General features: G+C 43.7%; 20 protein-coding genes. 10 read left to right on the top strand and 10 right to left on the bottom strand.

Translation table 11 applies throughout. From position 1 onward, the window contains the following. Window positions 1-105: 105 nt before the first annotated feature. Window positions 106-678 carry an anthranilate synthase component II gene (locus AAEO56_RS02640; protein ID WP_341695466.1) on the bottom strand — a complete coding sequence of 191 codons (573 nt, stop codon included), beginning with the start codon at window positions 676-678 and terminating at the stop codon, window positions 106-108. 266 nt (window positions 679-944) lie between these two features. Between AAEO56_RS02640 and epsC the strand changes: the two genes are divergently transcribed. Beyond that, the gene (gene epsC, locus AAEO56_RS02635; RefSeq protein WP_341695465.1) at window positions 945-1,760 is read left to right on the top strand and encodes a serine O-acetyltransferase EpsC; all 816 of its coding nucleotides are present in this window, start codon (window positions 945-947) and stop codon (window positions 1,758-1,760) included. 12 nt (window positions 1,761-1,772) lie between these two features. After that, complete coding sequence (gene cysK, locus AAEO56_RS02630) at window positions 1,773-2,681, top strand: cysteine synthase A (RefSeq protein WP_341695464.1); 909 nt, start codon at window positions 1,773-1,775, stop codon at window positions 2,679-2,681. A 462-nt stretch (window positions 2,682-3,143) separates the two neighbouring features. Here cysK and AAEO56_RS02625 read toward each other — a convergent pair whose 3' ends face one another. From AAEO56_RS02625 to AAEO56_RS02615, 3 genes are read right to left on the bottom strand one after another with little or no spacing between them, the layout of a single operon-like run. Beyond that, window positions 3,144-3,713 carry a YceI family protein gene (locus AAEO56_RS02625; RefSeq protein WP_341695463.1) on the bottom strand — a complete coding sequence of 190 codons (570 nt, stop codon included), beginning with the start codon at window positions 3,711-3,713 and terminating at the stop codon, window positions 3,144-3,146. Window positions 3,714-3,744: 31 nt separating this feature from the next. After that, window positions 3,745-4,377: an NAD(P)H-dependent oxidoreductase gene (locus tag AAEO56_RS02620; RefSeq protein WP_341695462.1), complete on the bottom strand. Its 633-nt coding sequence runs from the start codon at window positions 4,375-4,377 to the stop codon at window positions 3,745-3,747. A gap of 10 nt (window positions 4,378-4,387) precedes the next feature. Next, window positions 4,388-4,849, bottom strand: a complete 462-nt coding sequence (locus tag AAEO56_RS02615; RefSeq protein ID WP_341695461.1) for a MarR family winged helix-turn-helix transcriptional regulator — start codon at window positions 4,847-4,849, stop codon at window positions 4,388-4,390. 135 nt (window positions 4,850-4,984) lie between these two features. Here AAEO56_RS02615 and AAEO56_RS02610 point away from each other — a divergent pair, with 135 nt between their 5' ends. The 3 genes from AAEO56_RS02610 (at window position 4,985) to AAEO56_RS02600 (ending at window position 6,657) form a co-directional block, all read left to right on the top strand. Beyond that, entirely contained in the window at window positions 4,985-5,542 is a 558-nt protein-coding gene (locus tag AAEO56_RS02610; protein ID WP_341695460.1) for a TlpA disulfide reductase family protein, read from the top strand. A gap of 7 nt (window positions 5,543-5,549) precedes the next feature. Continuing rightward, on the top strand, window positions 5,550-6,161 hold the full coding sequence (locus AAEO56_RS02605; RefSeq protein WP_341695459.1) for a thioredoxin family protein: 612 nt from the start codon (window positions 5,550-5,552) through the stop codon (window positions 6,159-6,161). A 178-nt stretch (window positions 6,162-6,339) separates the two neighbouring features. After that, the gene (locus AAEO56_RS02600) at window positions 6,340-6,657 is read left to right on the top strand and encodes a rhodanese-like domain-containing protein (RefSeq protein WP_341695458.1); all 318 of its coding nucleotides are present in this window, start codon (window positions 6,340-6,342) and stop codon (window positions 6,655-6,657) included. 47 nt (window positions 6,658-6,704) lie between these two features. On the opposite strand, the gene AAEO56_RS02595 is transcribed toward AAEO56_RS02600, so the two are convergent. Continuing rightward, window positions 6,705-7,139 (bottom strand): response regulator, encoded by a 435-nt coding sequence (locus AAEO56_RS02595; protein WP_341695457.1) that lies wholly within the window; start codon window positions 7,137-7,139, stop codon window positions 6,705-6,707. A 199-nt stretch (window positions 7,140-7,338) separates the two neighbouring features. Between AAEO56_RS02595 and AAEO56_RS02590 the strand changes: the two genes are divergently transcribed. From AAEO56_RS02590 to AAEO56_RS02570, 5 genes are all read left to right on the top strand, one after another. Continuing rightward, complete coding sequence (locus AAEO56_RS02590; protein ID WP_341695456.1) at window positions 7,339-7,857, top strand: thioredoxin family protein; 519 nt, start codon at window positions 7,339-7,341, stop codon at window positions 7,855-7,857. A 3-nt stretch (window positions 7,858-7,860) separates the two neighbouring features. After that, complete coding sequence (locus tag AAEO56_RS02585; RefSeq protein ID WP_341695455.1) at window positions 7,861-8,244, top strand: rhodanese-like domain-containing protein; 384 nt, start codon at window positions 7,861-7,863, stop codon at window positions 8,242-8,244. A gap of 217 nt (window positions 8,245-8,461) precedes the next feature. Next, window positions 8,462-9,211, top strand: coding sequence for a histidine kinase (locus AAEO56_RS02580; protein WP_341695454.1), 750 nt, complete (start codon window positions 8,462-8,464; stop codon window positions 9,209-9,211). Beyond that, window positions 9,180-9,899, top strand: coding sequence for a LytR/AlgR family response regulator transcription factor (locus AAEO56_RS02575; protein ID WP_341695453.1), 720 nt, complete (start codon window positions 9,180-9,182; stop codon window positions 9,897-9,899). Before AAEO56_RS02580 ends, AAEO56_RS02575 begins: the two co-directional genes overlap by 32 nt. A 117-nt stretch (window positions 9,900-10,016) precedes the next feature. Next, entirely contained in the window at window positions 10,017-12,287 is a 2,271-nt protein-coding gene (locus AAEO56_RS02570) for a cation:proton antiporter (protein ID WP_341695452.1), read from the top strand. 48 nt (window positions 12,288-12,335) lie between these two features. Here the strand turns inward: AAEO56_RS02570 and AAEO56_RS02565 are convergent, their stop codons facing one another. The 5 genes from AAEO56_RS02565 to AAEO56_RS02545 all read right to left on the bottom strand — a co-directional run bounded on the left by AAEO56_RS02565 (window position 12,336) and on the right by AAEO56_RS02545 (window position 16,097). Further along, window positions 12,336-13,136 carry an alpha/beta hydrolase gene (locus AAEO56_RS02565; protein WP_341695451.1) on the bottom strand — a complete coding sequence of 267 codons (801 nt, stop codon included), beginning with the start codon at window positions 13,134-13,136 and terminating at the stop codon, window positions 12,336-12,338. Between the two features lie 19 nt (window positions 13,137-13,155). Beyond that, window positions 13,156-13,431, bottom strand: a complete 276-nt coding sequence (locus tag AAEO56_RS02560) for a GNAT family N-acetyltransferase (protein ID WP_341695450.1) — start codon at window positions 13,429-13,431, stop codon at window positions 13,156-13,158. A gap of 10 nt (window positions 13,432-13,441) precedes the next feature. After that, window positions 13,442-14,335 (bottom strand): pirin family protein, encoded by an 894-nt coding sequence (locus AAEO56_RS02555; protein WP_341695449.1) that lies wholly within the window; start codon window positions 14,333-14,335, stop codon window positions 13,442-13,444. Between the two features lie 66 nt (window positions 14,336-14,401). Further along, complete coding sequence (locus AAEO56_RS02550) at window positions 14,402-15,037, bottom strand: alpha/beta hydrolase (protein WP_341695448.1); 636 nt, start codon at window positions 15,035-15,037, stop codon at window positions 14,402-14,404. 124 nt (window positions 15,038-15,161) lie between these two features. Beyond that, window positions 15,162-16,097: a ring-cleaving dioxygenase gene (locus tag AAEO56_RS02545; RefSeq protein WP_341695447.1), complete on the bottom strand. Its 936-nt coding sequence runs from the start codon at window positions 16,095-16,097 to the stop codon at window positions 15,162-15,164. Between the last annotated feature and the right edge of the window lie 51 nt (window positions 16,098-16,148).

Below are 16,148 nucleotides of genomic sequence, written 5' to 3'. Positions count from 1 at the left end.
CATAAAACGGTTTCGTAAACAGCGATAGATAAATTCTATATAAATATACTATTTGTTTTTTAATCAATATATTAAATATACTTATATAAAGTTTAAATTTATATATTAATTATTGTTGAGCCAGTTGTCTAAAATAATTTTTCCCTCAGGTGTAAGTACCGATTCAGGGTGAAACTGCACGCCTTTTACATCTAAAATGTTATGGCGGATCGACATCACCTGCCCCATTTTATCGACGGAAGTTACTTCTAAAACATCGGGTAGCGTTGCCGGATCGACACTCCAGGAATGGTATCGGCCTACTTCTATTTCAGATGGCAACCCGTCAAAAAGCGGCTCATCGTTAACGGTGATTTTTATCGTTGCAGCGACCCCGTGATATACTTCTTCGAGATTGATTAAGCTTCCGCCAAAGACCTCCGCGATGGCCTGTTGCCCAAGGCAAATTCCCAGGATGCTTTTGGTAGCTGCATACTTTTTTATGATAGCCTTCAGTAATCCCGCCTCATCAGGTACACCCGGGCCGGGAGAGAGCAGTATCTTGTCGTACTTTGCAGGCTCGTCGATAGATAATTCATCATTGCGAATTACAGTTACTTCACAATCAAGCGCTTCAAGATAGTGTACGAGGTTGTAGGTAAAGCTGTCGTAGTTGTCAATAACAAGTATTTTTTTCATAAAAAGCAGATATTCACTGCAAATGTATAAAACATTGACTTCTTATTTTGGTAATTTTATAAATCTACTAAACAAGTAGACTAATAAGTTTTTTTTCATTAAATTTGTTCTGTATCCAAATTAATTACACTATGGTTGTGGCACAAAAGATCATGCTATGCGGTTGTTGTCCCTCTAAAAGGGACGGGCTTGCTGTGGCATGATATATGGCCGAAACTTTATAACCGCAAAGCTCCTCCCTTAAGAGGGGCTTTTATTTTATCATTATGAGACATCCTGTTTATACCGCAAATTACCTCAAATCGGGCAGGCTCCCCGGCAAGGCAACAACCGAATACTGGGTGGAGGAGTTCTTCAACTGGCTGTTTTGCGTCAGCCCGGAGTATGCCGATTATGACCATTTCCTTGCAAAGGAAAAAGAGCTTCAGGAAGTGCTTTCGGAGCTGTTGGAACTATCCGGACTAAGCAGTTCTGAATCCGGCTTACTTATTTTAAAACTAAATGATAAAGTTATTTTACTTCATCAAAAGCTTGAATCCGACCTAAAAGCCATTTTTGAGTTTGATCCGGCGGCAAAATCACGCAGTGAAGTACTGGTATCCTACCCCGGATTCTTTGCAATTGCGGTCTACCGGATCGCGCATGAGCTTTGGCAAAACCATGTCCCGGTACTGCCCAGGATGCTCAGCGAATATGTACATGGCAAAACGGGAATCGACATTCATCCGGGAGCAGAAATTGGGGAGCGTTTTTTTATCGACCACGGCACCGGCATCGTAATTGGCGAAACATCGGTCATAGGAAATGATGTGAAGATCTACCAGGGTGTGACGCTCGGTGCACTGAGCGTAAGCAAGGCAGAGACATCGGTGCAGCGGCATCCCACCATAGGCAATGGCGTGACTATTTATGCCAATGCAACCATCCTTGGTGGGAAAACTGTGATAGGCGATGGCTCGGTAATAGGCGGGAATGTCTGGATAACACATTCTGTCCCGCCGAATTCACTGGTATACCACAAAAGCGAGATCACCATAAAGAGCAGGGATGTATTTCCCGAACCGTTAAATTTTGTAATATAAAAAATTCAATATATGAAAGCAGATACTATTTTAGGGACGATAGGGAATACCCCGCATGTGCAATTAGGAAGGTTATACAAAGACCGCAACGTATGGGTAAAGCTGGAGCGCAACAATCCCGGCAACAGCATAAAAGACCGTATTGCACTGGCCATGATCGAGGATGCCGAAGCAAAAGGCCTTCTGAACAAAGACAGCATTATCATTGAGCCTACTTCCGGGAACACCGGTATCGGGCTGGCGCTGGTGGCTGCGGTAAAAGGCTACAAGCTATTGCTGGTAATGCCGGAATCGATGAGTGTGGAGCGCAGGAAACTAATGTCTATATACGGAGCTGATTTCGAGCTGACACCCCGCGAAAAAGGTATGAAAGGCGCTATCGAGAAAGCTGCTGAACTGACGGCTTCAACACCCAATGCATGGTCGCCACGCCAGTTTGATAACCCTGCCAATGTTGAGGTGCACCAAAGGACCACGGCACAGGAACTACTGGCCGATTTCCCTGATGGGATAGATTATATCATTACCGGCGTGGGTACGGGAGGCCATATAACTGGCGTAGCAGCTGTTTTAAAGGAAAAATTCCCGAACCTGAAGGTCTTTGCTGTCGAACCGGAATTGTCGCCTGTATTGAGCGGAGGAAGCCCCGGGCTTCACCCGTTGCAGGGAATAGGGGCGGGGTTTGTACCTTCCATCTACCGTAGCGACCTTATCGATGGCGTTATACAGGTGAGTAAAGATGAGGCTTATGAGTTTGCCAGAAGGGCAGCGAAGGAAGAAGGCCTGCTTGCCGGAGTCTCTACCGGGGCGTCATTGGCAGCGGTAAATAAGAAGCTTGCAGAAATTCCTGAAGATGCAGTGGTGCTTACTTTTAATTACGATACAGGAGAAAGGTATTTGTCGATTGAAGGATTGTTTTAATCACCTGCAAGGTTTTTCCAACCTTGTAGGTGTAACTATAGAACGGATGTCTCGCAAAGTCACTGCCTTTGTGATGTGTTGGCAGGTCTCTGACATGCAGAGAAATGTCGGGGACATCTAATTACTTCGCAAAGCCAGCGACTTTGCGGAGCGTTTAGGTACAAAATTAAATTACATGCCGCTTCTCCGAAGCTCTTACGGTGCCTTAATGTTTTTTCTATAAACATGCCGTCCCTCCGGGACTCATCAATGGCAGCCCCGGCGGGGCGACATGTTTATAGAAATTAGTTATGTGTAGTAGCTCAGAGTTCCGGAGGAACGGCATGTGAATTATTCAAACTGATGTCCTGAACAATCTGTAAAAGTTGTAGAAAATAGAACTGCAATTGCTAAAAAACCTTGCAGGTTGAAAAAACAAAACCCCGGCAACTGCCGGGGTTTCGCATTCAATTTAAATACTAATTAAAACTTTACGTCCACTGCAAGTGTAAACTCGTCATAGATAGCTTTATCGCCAATAGAATCGAAGAAGCTTTTTGATCCGTAAACGATATCATATTTCGTCCTGTCTACTTTAAACGAAGTTGTTGCAGAATTCTTATTCACGGTAAGGTCAAAAGTTACCGGCTTGGTTGTTTTTTTGATAGTAAGGTCGGCAGTCACAGTATATACATTAGCCGATTTTGCCTTCACAGATTTGAAAACAAGCTTTGAAGTCGGGTATTTGTCAGTACCGAAGAAATCGTCAGCTTTAAGGTGGCCTTCCAGTTTCTCTTTGCCTTCTCCTGCTTTCAGGTCAGTTACATTTACAGAGGTCATATCAACGGTGAAAGAACCTCCTGTAAGCTTGCCGCCCTTGAATGTAAGCACACCATCTTTGAAGCTGATGGTACCTTCGTGCTTACCGGTAACTTTTTCGCCGGTCCAGCTAATCTTACTGGTTGAAGTATTGATTTTTTTGTCCTGTGCTGTAGCTGTGATCGTTGAAAGAGCTACTACTAATGCAATCGCGATTGTCTTGAAATTTCTCATTGTTTAAATTATTTATTTTAGGTTTAATGAATTAAATGGTAATAAAGAGCTCCTCTTTGGACTTACGCACTTTTTTAAAATGCTGGAAGCTGTCGTCTTTATGGCGGTAGCCAATGGTTGCTATCACTGCTGCGCTAAGGCCAAGTTCGCTGAGTCCCAGCACCTCGTTTACGGCCGGCCTGTTGAAGCCTTCCATCGGTGTGGCATCAATATGGAGTACTGCTGCGGCATTGATCAGCGATGACATGGCAAGGTAGGCTTGCTTCGATGTCCAGAAATTTTTGAAATCTTCCGTCTGGCTTTCGATGAAATTGTGCATCGACTTACTGAAAGGGTTAAGGCTTTCGCGGGTAACCTCCCTCGTGCGGCTGATGTTGTCAAGGTATTTCTCGATATGGCTGTGGCCTACATTGGTTTCGTTTGCGAAAACAAAAACGTGCGACGCCTCGGTAATTGATGCCTGGTTGTTGGATGCCGCCCTCAGCTTCTCACGCACTTCAGGGTTTTCTACCAGGATTACCTTATAAGGCTGCAATCCCATAGAGGAAACACTAAGCCTTACAGCTTCTTTGAGTGTTTCCAGGTCTTCATCGGATACCTTTCTGTCGGCATCATATTTTTTAGTGGCATACCGCCACTGAAGGCTTTCTATATAATCAGTCATTAGTTTGTAATTAAATTGATTCTCCCCTGTATTTTTCCAGCAGGAGGTTTATGGTTTCCAGTTCTGTTGGATCAAGGTTATTGGCATAGGCCGCTTCATGGTCATTTACTTTCGGGTCAAGGTCTGTAAGCAGGTGCAGTCCTTTTTCCGTGATGCTAATATCCATTTTGCGCCTGTTCTCATTGCACACTTCCCTGGTTACAAGGTCTTTCAGGAGCAGTTTGTCTACAAGGCGGGTAGTGTTGCTTGTCTTGGCAATCATCCGTTCCTGTATCACGCACATGTTGGCCGGCTTTCCTTTCTGGCCCCTCAGTATCCTCAGTACATTGAATTGCTCCGGGGACAGGTCATACGGCTTAAGTATTTCATTAAAGCTCTCTGCCAGCAAATTCTGAGTATACATAATATTCAGAATCGTTTTTTTGCTGATGGATATCGGTGTTGTCGACTTTATCGCTTCTTCTATCTTCATTATTACAACTACAAAATTTGTATGTACAAATGTAGTATAAATTTTATTTGTATATACAAGCGTTGTGTTAAATTTCCAAAAAAAAATGTCGCAAGCTTTTTTTTCTCTAATTTTAGCTGTTTAAAAAATTAAAGAATGGCTTTAAAAATAAGGAGTAAAGTCGCGTTAATGGCACTGGTGGGCGTGTCCGTATTTTCCTGTACCGAAAAAAAAGAGCAGCCCGAAGTTACCAAATCATACGTTCCAAAACCGTTGAAAGTATATTCGGCAGGCGGGGTTTCTGTTAATGCATACGACTTTAATGGACTGGAACACTTCCTCAACAAGAAAAACGATACGACCTACGTGGTTAATTTCTGGGCTACGTGGTGTGTACCTTGTGTCGCCGAATTGCCACACTTTGAGAAATTGAGCGAAAAATACAAAGAGGATAAAATTAAAGTACTGCTGGTAAGCCTTGATATGGCAAAAATGGTGGAGAGCAAGCTACTGCCATTTATAAAGGAAAGACAGCTGAAAAGCGATGTGGTTTTGCTGCGCGACCCCGACCAGAATACCTGGCTGCCAAAAGTAGACTCCACCTGGAGCGGCGCTATCCCGGCTACAGTCATTTATAATAAAGACAGCCGCAAGTTTTATGAAAGGTCTTTTACCTACGAAGAACTCGAAAAAGAAGTAAGCAATTTTAAATAACAACTATATGAAAACAATAAAGATTTTAGGGGTATTTTTAGTAGTAGGGCTTTTAGCGGCTTTCACGGCAGCTAAGCCTGTGGCAGGCTATAAGGTAGGCGATATAGCAACCGACTTTAGCCTTAAGAACATCGACAACAAAAAAGTATCCTTAAAGGATTTCAAAGAAGCCAAAGGCTTTATCGTAGTCTTTACCTGCAACCACTGCCCGTATGCACAGGCCTATGAAGACAGGGTGGTAGCGCTTAATGCCAAATACAAAAAACTGGGTTACCCGGTTATTGCCATCAACCCAAACAATCCTGAAAAACAAAAAGACGACAGTTTTGTAAAAATGCAGGAAAGGGCAAAAGAGAAAAAATTCACGTTCCCCTACCTGCTTGACGAAGGCCAGAAGATCTATCCGCAGTATGGCGCTACTAAAACCCCGCACGTATATGTATTGCAAAAAACGGCCAAAGGCAATGTGGTAAAATACATCGGCGCGATAGATGACAATTATGAGGATGAGAAAGCGGTTAAGCAAAAATACGTGGAAAGCGCTGTAGACGCATTGCTTAAAAACAAAGAAGTAACCGTAAAAGAGACTAAGGCTATTGGCTGTTCTATAAAAGCATAATACCTTTGCGGAAAATTTAACCACATAGGGACATAGGCAGCATAGTGATTGAAGTTGAATTTAAGGTCACAGAGAAACGAAGCGATGCTTCGCTATGTTTTTCTGGTTAAAGCTCTTCAGGTCTATGAGATCAATGTATCTATGTGGTTAAATAAAACGTAAAATAATTTTATAACCAATGAACATTTCACAACAGGAATGGTGGGAAAAATTGCAGGAAGACAGTAATGCTGTTATCCTGGATGTGCGCACCGCAGACGAATGGCACCGTGGCATAATACCCGGAGCTGTAAACATAGACATTTACAAAGGGCAGGGCTTTATATACAGCCTTGAGGAACTGGATAAAACAAAAAATTATTATGTGTATTGCGCCGCCGGGGCAAGGAGCGGGCAGGCCTGCAACATTATGAACCAGCTTGGTTTTGCCACGACCTACAACCTCATGGGAGGTATGAACAACTGGTCAGGGCCTGTGGCTATGCCGGAAGAATAAGCATATTTTGTAACAAAAAAGAGGGCTATCGAAAGACAGCCCTTTTTTTATTGTTGTTTTTTCGAAGAGAATGAATTGATGTTCACTTTCCAGTAATCGACAAGGTTTTTGATCTTCTCCTTGTATTTGTTATAGTCGTTCCCTTTGTGGATGTACCCCTGTATGGAGAGTTTGTTAGCCTGTTTAAGGGAATATTCGTCCTGGGCGTTCGAAATAAAGATATACGGGATGTCTTTATCCAGTATTAATTCTTCATTCAGTATAATGTTCCTCAGTTCAAATCCGCCCAATTTCGGCATGTTGATGTCGGAAATAATGATGAAAGGCTCGATTTCGGGCCTGCGGATGTAGTCCAGCGCTTCGGTACTGTCAGAGAAAAAAACGATCTTATTCTTATAGCCGAGGTCACGAAATATTTCCCTTAAAATATCCCTGTCATCCTCATCGTCCTCAATAACAAGTATATCCCTGTGCATTTTCATATATAAGTCCTGTTTTTAAGTTTGGCAAATTTTTAGTGCGAATATTCTGCAAAATAGAAATTTATTCTAAATGCAATTTATGTTCTGAGGTAAAATGTTTCCAATATTATACATTTTGTCATTTTTGGCACGCTAAAAAATATTATCTGTCAAAAAGTATTTTCGCTACCTTGCCGGTACAAAATAAATCCGATTTAAAATGAAAATAAGAACACTGGTTACCTGTCTTTTTCTTTTAGCGAACCTCGCTGCCGCCACGGCACAGGAAACGGCTTCTTCAATTTTAGAAACCGCGTCGGCGCAGGCCAAAAAAGAAAACAAGAAAGTATTTGTAATGTTCCATGCGTCATGGTGCAGCTGGTGCAAGAAAATGGACAACAATATGAAAAGCGATGCTTGCAGGAAGCTGTTCGATGATAATTATGTAGTGGCGCACATAGTGGTACAGGAATCGGCAAAAAACAAGAGCCTCGAGAATCCGGGTGGCGATGAAATTCTTAAAAGATTCAAGGGTGAAAAATCCGGGTTGCCCTATTTCGTGATACTCGACCCAAAAGGCAACCTTTTAGCCGATTCGAATGATGCCAAAGGCCAAAACCTTGGCTGCCCTGCAACGCCTGAAGAAGTAGCCGTATTTACAGAGAAGCTAAAAAAGACATCGAAGCTTACCAATAAGCAGTTGGCAGTGATCACCGAAACATTCACCATCAAAAAATAAGCTATGAAGAAGTTGTTAGTGCTATTGGTATTCACGCTGTCATTATTTTCATGTGAGGCGCAGCAAAAGAAAGGTGTTGAGCGTGTCCCACCGGCTGAATTTGCCAAAGAAATGGCAGCAGATAAAGGGCAGGTAGTCGACGTGCGTACGCCAAAGGAATTCAACAGCGGGCACATTGCCGGTGCGGTAAACATTCATTTGTATGATGCCGACTTCGTGCAGCGCATTGATAAGCTCGATAAGAAGAAAACCGTATATGTGTATTGTAAGGCAGGGGGCAGGAGCGCAGAAGCTGTAGAGTCTCTTAAGTCAAAGGGTTTTCAGCACATCGTTGAACTCGATGGCGGTACCGATGCCTGGAAGGAAGCGGGGAAACCTCTTGAATAAAAATATTTTAGATTTTAATGTCTGAAGTCCGATGTCCGACGTCTGAAGCAGGTATGAACACACCCCTAACCCCTCTCAAGAGGGGAACACTCAGATGTGCTTACTCAAACCCTAAATGTGTTACGGTTTACCAGCATGAGTGAAGCTGTTCCCCTCTTGAGAGGGGTTAGGGGTGTGTTTCTGTCGTAATAAAAAATAGCCAATAAAAAATAATCAATTGATCACTCCCCTCAACATAATTCTCCTTGGTATCGTGGTGTTGTTCTTTATCATCATCGTGGTGCTTATTATCCGTCTTGACCGGTCGGAAAAAGTCCGGAACAAACTGGAAACAAAGTTTGTAGAAATGGAAAACAAAGCGAACACGCTGCAACTGCAAACGCTCGAAGCCCGGCTGAATCCCCATTTATTCAAGAACATACTCAATTCGATACAGTCACATGCCTACCAGACGTACTTTGCGATGGATAAGCTTTCCAATGTATTGGATTTTATCCTTTACGAAAGCCAGAACCGCTTTGTGAGCCCTAAAGAGGAGATCGAGTTTGCCCTGAACCTTATAGAGATCAATAAGATAAAGATAAGCCCCCTGTTCTCTATTAGTATAAAGAAAAAGATAGACGAGCAAGACCCGCTTTATACCCAAAAGATTCTCGCCCCACTGATATCTATTGACCTTATCGAGAACGCCTTTAAGCATGCCGACCTGCAAAGTCCCGATGCCTTTATTTCGATCATTATAGAATTCCGGGATAACTATTTTTCGCTGACGGTATCTAATAAAGTATCCAACAAATCGGCTTTCCTTAAAGAACACGGCGGTATCGGCGCAGCCACACTGGAGCAGCGCCTCAAGATTATATACAAGTCGTGCTACAAATTGGAGCGCTACGTTGAGGAAGATGTATATGTTGCACAATTAAAAATAAACCTCCTTGAATACAAAAATCAGATGCTTACTGCTTGATGACGAGCTTCCGGGGCTGGCCTACCTTAAAATGATATGCGAGCAGATGGACGAACTCGAAGTGGTAAGGGCCTTCAACAGCCCCGAAGTGCTTTTGCGCGAATGGCAGTCACTGGATTTCGACCTGCTTATTACCGATATTGAAATGCCGGGCATGAACGGCCTGCAGGTTGCCGATGCCATAAAGGGTAAAGCCATAATATTTACGACTGCTTATAAAAACTTTGCCGTTGATGCCTTCGACAGGGATGCAGTAGATTATGTAGTAAAGCCGGTTAAGCAGGAACGCTTGCTACAGGCGGTGCAGAAAGTGTCGGCACGCCTGGCAAAAACAGTCAAGGCCCCAAAACAAATACAGCTGAATACCGACAGGGGTAAGGCACTCATAAGCACAGCAAAAATATTTTGTGTAATGACATCGGATATCGACAGCCGTGACAAGATAATTGTACTGGGCGACAAGTCAAAGATCATCGTGAAGAACTGTTCTTTTGAAAAATTGCTGGAAATGCTTCCCGAAGATGAGTTTAGCCGCATCAATAAAAAGGCAGTTATAGCGCTAAAGCATGTTCAGTTTTATGCACATGATGAAATTACCGCCGATATGCTGCTCCCTGATGGTAGGCATTACACGTTTCCTTTAAGTGAAATTTACCGTAGTGACTTTACATCCAAACTGAAGAAGTAGTTTCATTACATATTTTAGCCACTTTATTACAAAAGCGTTTTCACCTGTAAGAGATGTACTATGTACTTCCAATTTTCTCAGTAATATTGCGCCATCTTAGCAAGCCAATAAAAACAGATGAAAAATTTCAGGAGCAGTTTTTTTTATATTAGTGTTATAGCCGTATTTTCTGCATTGATCTATTGGCTGCTGCATAACGGCAAGGACCTTGAAGCAGGCCGTACGATCATACAAAAACCTACAGGTACAGGGCAATGGGAAGATTTCATGGCATCCATGACCGACAATCTCACGCATCCGCTGGCCCTTTTGCTGGTACAGATAATCACAATCATTTTTGTGGCCCGCCTCTTCGGATGGATATGCAAAAGGATTGGGCAGCCATCGGTTATCGGCGAAATGATTGCCGGCATCGTGCTGGGGCCGTCCTTGGTGGGCACCATGTTCCCGGAATACTCTGCAATGCTTTTCCCAAAAGAGTCATTAGGCAACCTGAAGTTCCTTAGCCAGATAGGGCTGATACTGTTTATGTATGTTGTAGGTATGGAACTTGATTTGGGCGTACTTAAAAATAAGGCAAAAGATGCTGTAATCATCAGTCATGCCAGTATTATTATACCATTTACACTGGGCCTTGGCCTTGCTTATTTCATTTATATCCAGTTTGCACCCCCGGGCATCGAGTTCATGGCTTTTGGCCTGTTTATGGGAATAGCCATGAGCATAACAGCATTTCCGGTACTGGCGCGCATAGTACAGGAGCGCGGCCTGCATCGCACCCGTATCGGTGCGTTGGGGATAACCTGCGCCGCAGCAGATGACGTTACCGCCTGGTGTATACTGGCAGTTGTTATTGCCATAGTAAAGGCAGGTTCCTTCGTTAGCTCCCTGTATGTAATTGGCCTTTCGATAGCCTATGTATTCCTGATGTTGTGGGTGGTAAAACCGTTCCTTAAAAAAATAGGCGAGCTGTACGGCAACAAGGACAATATAACCAAACCGGTAGTGGCAATCTTTTTCCTAACGCTCCTTATATCGTCATACACTACAGAGATCATAGGCATACATGCACTATTCGGGGCATTCATGGCAGGTGCCATTATGCCGGAGAATATGCGTTTCCGTAGTATATTCATCGAAAAAGTAGAAGACGTATCGCAGGTAATGTTGCTGCCGCTATTCTTTGTATTTACCGGGCTTAATACCAATATAGGTCTGCTGGACGACCCTTACATGTGGAAAGTATGCGGCGTTATTATACTTGTAGCAGTTGTAGGTAAATTTTTTGGGAGCGCCATTACGGCAAGGGTAGTAGGGCAAAACTGGCGCGACAGCCTTACTATAGGAGCCCTCATGAATACCAGGGGGCTGATGGAGCTCATCGTACTGAACATAGGCCTAGAGTTAGGTGTACTTTCCAAAGAGATCTTCTCGATGATGGTCATAATGGCGCTGGCTACCACTTTTATGACAGGCCCGGCGCTCGACCTGATAGGGTTTATATTCAACAGAAAGAAGAATTATATACCCGCAGAGATACGCCAGATCAGCAAGTTCAAAGTGCTGGTGTCATTTGATAGTCCCGAAGGCGGTAAGACCTTGCTGAAGCTGGCCAACGCTTTTGTCAGGAAAATGGAGAACAATGCCATGGTAACGGCAATGCACATATCGCCAAGCAGCGAGATACATACCTTTAACCTTGAAGAATATGAAAAGGAAAGCTTCAGGCCGGTTTTGACAGAAGCCGAAAGCCTTAATCAAAAAGTGACAACACTGTTCAAGGCATCTACGGATATGGATACCGATATTGCGACTGTTGCCAATAAAGGGGAGTTCGACCTGGTACTTATCGATATAGGGCGCTCGATATTCGAAGGGACGCTGTTGGGCAAGATATTGGGCTTCACCACCAGGATAATCAATCCAGAAAGCCTTCTCAATACGTTTACCGGAAAGGAGAAGCTGTTTGAAAACTCGCCTTTTGATGAAAAAACACAGCATATCCTGAGCAAAACCGAATCGCCGGTAGGTATTTTGGTGGACAAGGAATTTAAAAGCACCGATAGGGTTTTCATCACGATCTTTGACCCTGCAGACGCGTTCCTTATCCACTTTGCCCAAAAATTTATCAGTAATTCGGGTTCGCAGGTAACAGTGCTGGATGCCGATGGTATGGTGAAAGGCAATGCTGAAATCAAGGAGAGCATCCGCGCTATAGAGCATAATGTGCCAAACCACATCAAGCTTTTAAGCCAGAGAAAACTTGAAAAAGAATTCCTCCAGGAACAGGACCTTATGATAATAAGCGTTGACAGCTGGAAAAAACTCGTAGAATCTCGCAGCACATGGCTTAACCATACGCCATCACTGCTGATCATTAAAAAATAAGGTGTTGTTAATTCAAAAAAAGGATAATCCCGAAAGATTATCCTTTTTTTATACGCCTGCTATCTGCAGCCATTCAATTATATACCCAGCTTCATCGTGCCATGAAGGCAGCCCCGGCACAAAATGATTTTTACCCGCAAACTCTTTATACCCGGTCACCGAATGGCTTCGGTCATATTTCAGGTAATTGTCATAGTTTAGCGATTCGGGTATGATATTGTCGGTACTTCCTGAAATGAACAACAGTGGCGGGCGGGGCTTTTTAAAATCAACTTTCGCTGCTTTAGTAAGTATGTCCCTCAGCACGCGTTTCGACTCCGGGATTACATTCTTTTCATACGATTCTTTTTGCTCCTGCTCGCTCATCCCGTTAGTAAAAGCATATTTCCATTCGGCAAGGCTCATCAGGTGCGTTTTTTTTGCTGACGTAAAATAGCCCAACGGCTTCCAGATGGATTTTATAAAAGACCATTTAAATGACGTAACACCCTTTGGAGGCACCGAATGTATCGCTATACCTGCCGTTACAAGGTCTTTATTTACGAGTAGCTGCACCAGTAAACCGCCCAGCGAATGGCCAATGACTATAGGCTTTTCGGGAAGTCTTTGTATTATAGCACTATAATGATCCAGCAATTCCTGAAGCCGCAGCCCGGCAAGATCGGTATCGTTTGGCATTCGGTTACGCAATTCCTCTGCAGTTCCGTCCTTATAAGGCCATGCGGGGGCAATGCAATTAAATCCTTTGCCGGTAAAATAATTTATCCATCCATCCCAGATATGATGGGTAACAAAAGCCCCTGTGATAAAGACAATTGTTGTGGTAGTTGTGGTAGTTGCTGCAATCATTTTTTAATCAGGTAACGTGTTATGCTAACACATCGCGAATTTCTTCTTTTCTGTCAAACATCTTTTTCGCAAAAGGGCATAAGGGTATTATCTTCAGGTTTTTTTCCCGTGCAAAAGCCACCGCTTTATCAAGGAGCTTCATTCCGATACCTTTAAAATCGGGGTTGCCCACAGTATGTTCTATAATGAATTTATCATCCCCTGCCCATACGTAGGTCATCAATCCGGCCTGTATATCGCCTTCAGTGGCTTTAAAATGGCCTTTTTTGCCATCGTCAAAATGTGTTATTTCCATTTGGTTTGTTTCATTTTTTAATACTAAATCCTGTTTGCTCCGGTAAGGGTACAAACCCTGTTTCGCCGGGTATAGCAGGGAATTCCCTGTTTGTCCAGCGTTGTTTGGCATCTTCTATCATTTCGGGAGAAGAGGCAACAAAGTTCCAGTAAATATGGCGTGGCTCCGGGAAAGGCTCCCCGCCGAATATATATACGACAGAATCATCATTTAGGGTAAATTCGCACAAAGAAGAATCTTTAGCTACCAGCAATTGTTTTGGCAAAAAGGTATTCCCGTCGCTTTCAATACTCCCTTCTAATATATATAGTCCGCTTTCTCCAAAAAGGTTGCGTCCGATTGAAACTTTTTGTTTGTGGGTGCTTTTAAGCTCAATAAAATAAAGAGGGCTGTACACGGGAACAGGCGATTTCCTTCCAAATGCTTCGCCTGCAATAAGCTTAATGGAAACTCCGTCCATATCCCATGCCGGGAGTTCTTCTTCGGTTATATGGACAAACGAAGGCTCCATTTCTTCAAGTTCTTTTGGCAGTGCGACCCATATCTGCAGGCCATGCAGGTTCTTATCCGAATGGCGCAGGTAATCGGGGGTGCGTTCAGAATGGACAATACCTCTTCCGGCAGTCATCCAGTTCACCTGTCCCGGTCTAATTTCCATAACGGTGCCCAGGCTGTCGCGGTGCATGATGCTCCCTTCAAACAAATAGGTGAGGGTAGAGAGGCCAATGTGCGGGTGCGGCCCTACATCCAGGTTCTCATTGTCCTTAAGCGCCGCCGGCCCCATGTGGTCTATAAAGGCAAAAGGCCCCACCGTACGCTTTTTCCGGAACGGCAGAAGCCTGCCTACCAAAAAATTGCCTATATCACTGGGGCGCTCCTCTATAATGAGATTAATATTTGACATAGCTGTATCTTTTACAGCCTAAGATACGTAATATTATTGTTATAGTGATTATTGATTAACAGCAGCTTATTGTTTGGCACCAAAATTTTCCGACAGCCATTGGGCAGATAAATAAATATCTTCTGAAGTCAGGCCGTGACCTGTGGCAATTTGGTGGAAATCAACCCTGGATCCAATATTTTTCAGGATCTCAATATAAGCCGCGGTATCAGCAGGATTTACCGTAGGGTCAAAACTTCCGGAACTGATGAATAGCTTTGAACGGCCTGCAACACCTGCAGCTGATATTTTTTTAAATGGCTGCATAGCACGGTAGAGTATAGCCCCTGCAAAAAAATCAGGGTATTTAATAAGTGTAGCGCCCGCAATATTGGCTCCGTTCGAATAGCCGAGCGCAATAATTTTAGCCAGGTCAAAACCTTCTTTCGATGCAAGGGTTTTTACAAACGCCACCATTTCATCCGTCCGGAAATGAAGGTCGTCTTCGTCAAATATTCCCATGCCAAGCCTTTTGAAAAAGCGCGGCATCCCATTTTCGGAGACATTGCCGCGAAGGCTTAAAATATTGTAGCTGTTGCCAAAGTTTTCGGCCAACGGAAGCATGTCGGTTTCATCGCCGCCCGTGCCGTGGAGCAGGAGCAGGGTGTAGGCAGCAGGATTGCCCGATGCTTTATAAATGTATTTTAATGGTTGAAAGTCCATGAGTAAAAGTTTTATAAAATTTGAATAAATTGTCGTCATTCTTTGTCATTCTGACGAAGGAAGAATCTCCTTGAAAATCGGGATTCTTCACTTCGCAGGCTTCGTTCAGGATGACATACAGTAATTAATTTATAGGTACCAAATGCGCCTCGATATCCTCACGGCGTGATTCGTATTGTGCGGGCAGTTTCAGGTTTTTACCAAGCTCTGCAAGTGGTTCATCAACGGTAAAGCCGGGATTGTCTGTAGCAATTTCGAACAGTACACCTCCCGGTTCCCTGAAATACAGGCTGTGGAAATAATTACGGTCTATTTGGGGTGTAATATTCAGTCCGGCAGCAGCCACTTTTTCCCTGAAATGCATCAGTACCTCATCATTTGCCACCCTGAAGGCTACGTGGTGCACAGTACCATTAGCAACATGGCCCCGTTTTTCCTCTTTCAGTTCTACGATATCTACAATGGCGGCGTTCTCAACAGCATCGGTTACAAAACGGTTGCGTGTCACTTCCGTTGCTGCCAGGCGATACCCGAAAACGTCGGTCAGTATCCTCGCAGTCCCTTCCATATTATTCAGTGTAAGGGTAATGTTGTGGAATCCACGTAATGCATTGTCTGCGCTTACTTCATCGGTAGTCCATGGCTTGCGGCTGTCGTTAGCAACTTCTGTCAGTTCCAGCTTAAGGCCGTCCGGATCGATGAAAGTAAGGTAACGTTCCCCGAATTTCTCCGCAGGCTTATTATAGATGACGTTGTGTTTTTCAAAGCGCTCTACCCAAAACTCAAGGCTGCCTTTGGGTACGGAATAGCCGATCTCAGTTGCCATTCCTGCACCCCTTCTACCTTGTGGTATACCATTGCCCCAAGGGAAAAATGTCAGTATGGTTCCGGCGCTGCCTGTTTCGTCGCCAAAGTAAAAATGGTACGTACCCGGATCGTCAAAATTCACCGTTTTTTTGATGAAGCGAAGGCCTAGTATTTTAGAATAAAAATCGAAATTGCGTTTGGCATCACCGGCAATAGCTGTAATGTGGTGAAGGCCTAAAATTGTATTTTCCATGATGTTTGATTTTTTAAATTTGATAGTGTAAAATTACATGCATCCCTAATT

It is taken from the genome of Flavobacterium arundinis (assembly GCF_038289855.1).
Classification (GTDB): Bacteria; Bacteroidota; Bacteroidia; order Flavobacteriales; family Flavobacteriaceae; genus Flavobacterium; species Flavobacterium arundinis.
Note: the sequence above shows the minus strand (reverse complement) of the source record. Positions and strands in the feature narration are given on the sequence as shown.

Excerpts from the sequence above, each read along its gene's own strand:
- AAEO56_RS02640 (WP_341695466.1), bottom strand. The coding sequence starts at position 678 with ATGAAAAAAATACTTGTTATTGACAACTACGACAGCTTTACCTACAAC.
- epsC (WP_341695465.1), top strand. The coding sequence starts at position 945 with ATGAGACATCCTGTTTATACCGCAAATTACCTCAAATCGGGCAGGCTC.
- cysK (WP_341695464.1), top strand. The coding sequence starts at position 1,773 with ATGAAAGCAGATACTATTTTAGGGACGATAGGGAATACCCCGCATGTG.
- AAEO56_RS02625 (WP_341695463.1), bottom strand. The coding sequence starts at position 3,713 with ATGAGAAATTTCAAGACAATCGCGATTGCATTAGTAGTAGCTCTTTCA.
- AAEO56_RS02620 (WP_341695462.1), bottom strand. The coding sequence starts at position 4,377 with ATGACTGATTATATAGAAAGCCTTCAGTGGCGGTATGCCACTAAAAAA.
- AAEO56_RS02615 (WP_341695461.1), bottom strand. The coding sequence starts at position 4,849 with ATGAAGATAGAAGAAGCGATAAAGTCGACAACACCGATATCCATCAGC.
- AAEO56_RS02610 (WP_341695460.1), top strand. The coding sequence starts at position 4,985 with ATGGCTTTAAAAATAAGGAGTAAAGTCGCGTTAATGGCACTGGTGGGC.
- AAEO56_RS02605 (WP_341695459.1), top strand. The coding sequence starts at position 5,550 with ATGAAAACAATAAAGATTTTAGGGGTATTTTTAGTAGTAGGGCTTTTA.
- AAEO56_RS02600 (WP_341695458.1), top strand. The coding sequence starts at position 6,340 with ATGAACATTTCACAACAGGAATGGTGGGAAAAATTGCAGGAAGACAGT.
- AAEO56_RS02595 (WP_341695457.1), bottom strand. The coding sequence starts at position 7,139 with ATGAAAATGCACAGGGATATACTTGTTATTGAGGACGATGAGGATGAC.
- AAEO56_RS02590 (WP_341695456.1), top strand. The coding sequence starts at position 7,339 with ATGAAAATAAGAACACTGGTTACCTGTCTTTTTCTTTTAGCGAACCTC.
- AAEO56_RS02585 (WP_341695455.1), top strand. The coding sequence starts at position 7,861 with ATGAAGAAGTTGTTAGTGCTATTGGTATTCACGCTGTCATTATTTTCA.
- AAEO56_RS02570 (WP_341695452.1), top strand. The coding sequence starts at position 10,017 with ATGAAAAATTTCAGGAGCAGTTTTTTTTATATTAGTGTTATAGCCGTA.
- AAEO56_RS02565 (WP_341695451.1), bottom strand. The coding sequence starts at position 13,136 with ATGATTGCAGCAACTACCACAACTACCACAACAATTGTCTTTATCACA.
- AAEO56_RS02560 (WP_341695450.1), bottom strand. The coding sequence starts at position 13,431 with ATGGAAATAACACATTTTGACGATGGCAAAAAAGGCCATTTTAAAGCC.
- AAEO56_RS02555 (WP_341695449.1), bottom strand. The coding sequence starts at position 14,335 with ATGTCAAATATTAATCTCATTATAGAGGAGCGCCCCAGTGATATAGGC.
- AAEO56_RS02550 (WP_341695448.1), bottom strand. The coding sequence starts at position 15,037 with ATGGACTTTCAACCATTAAAATACATTTATAAAGCATCGGGCAATCCT.
- AAEO56_RS02545 (WP_341695447.1), bottom strand. The coding sequence starts at position 16,097 with ATGGAAAATACAATTTTAGGCCTTCACCACATTACAGCTATTGCCGGT.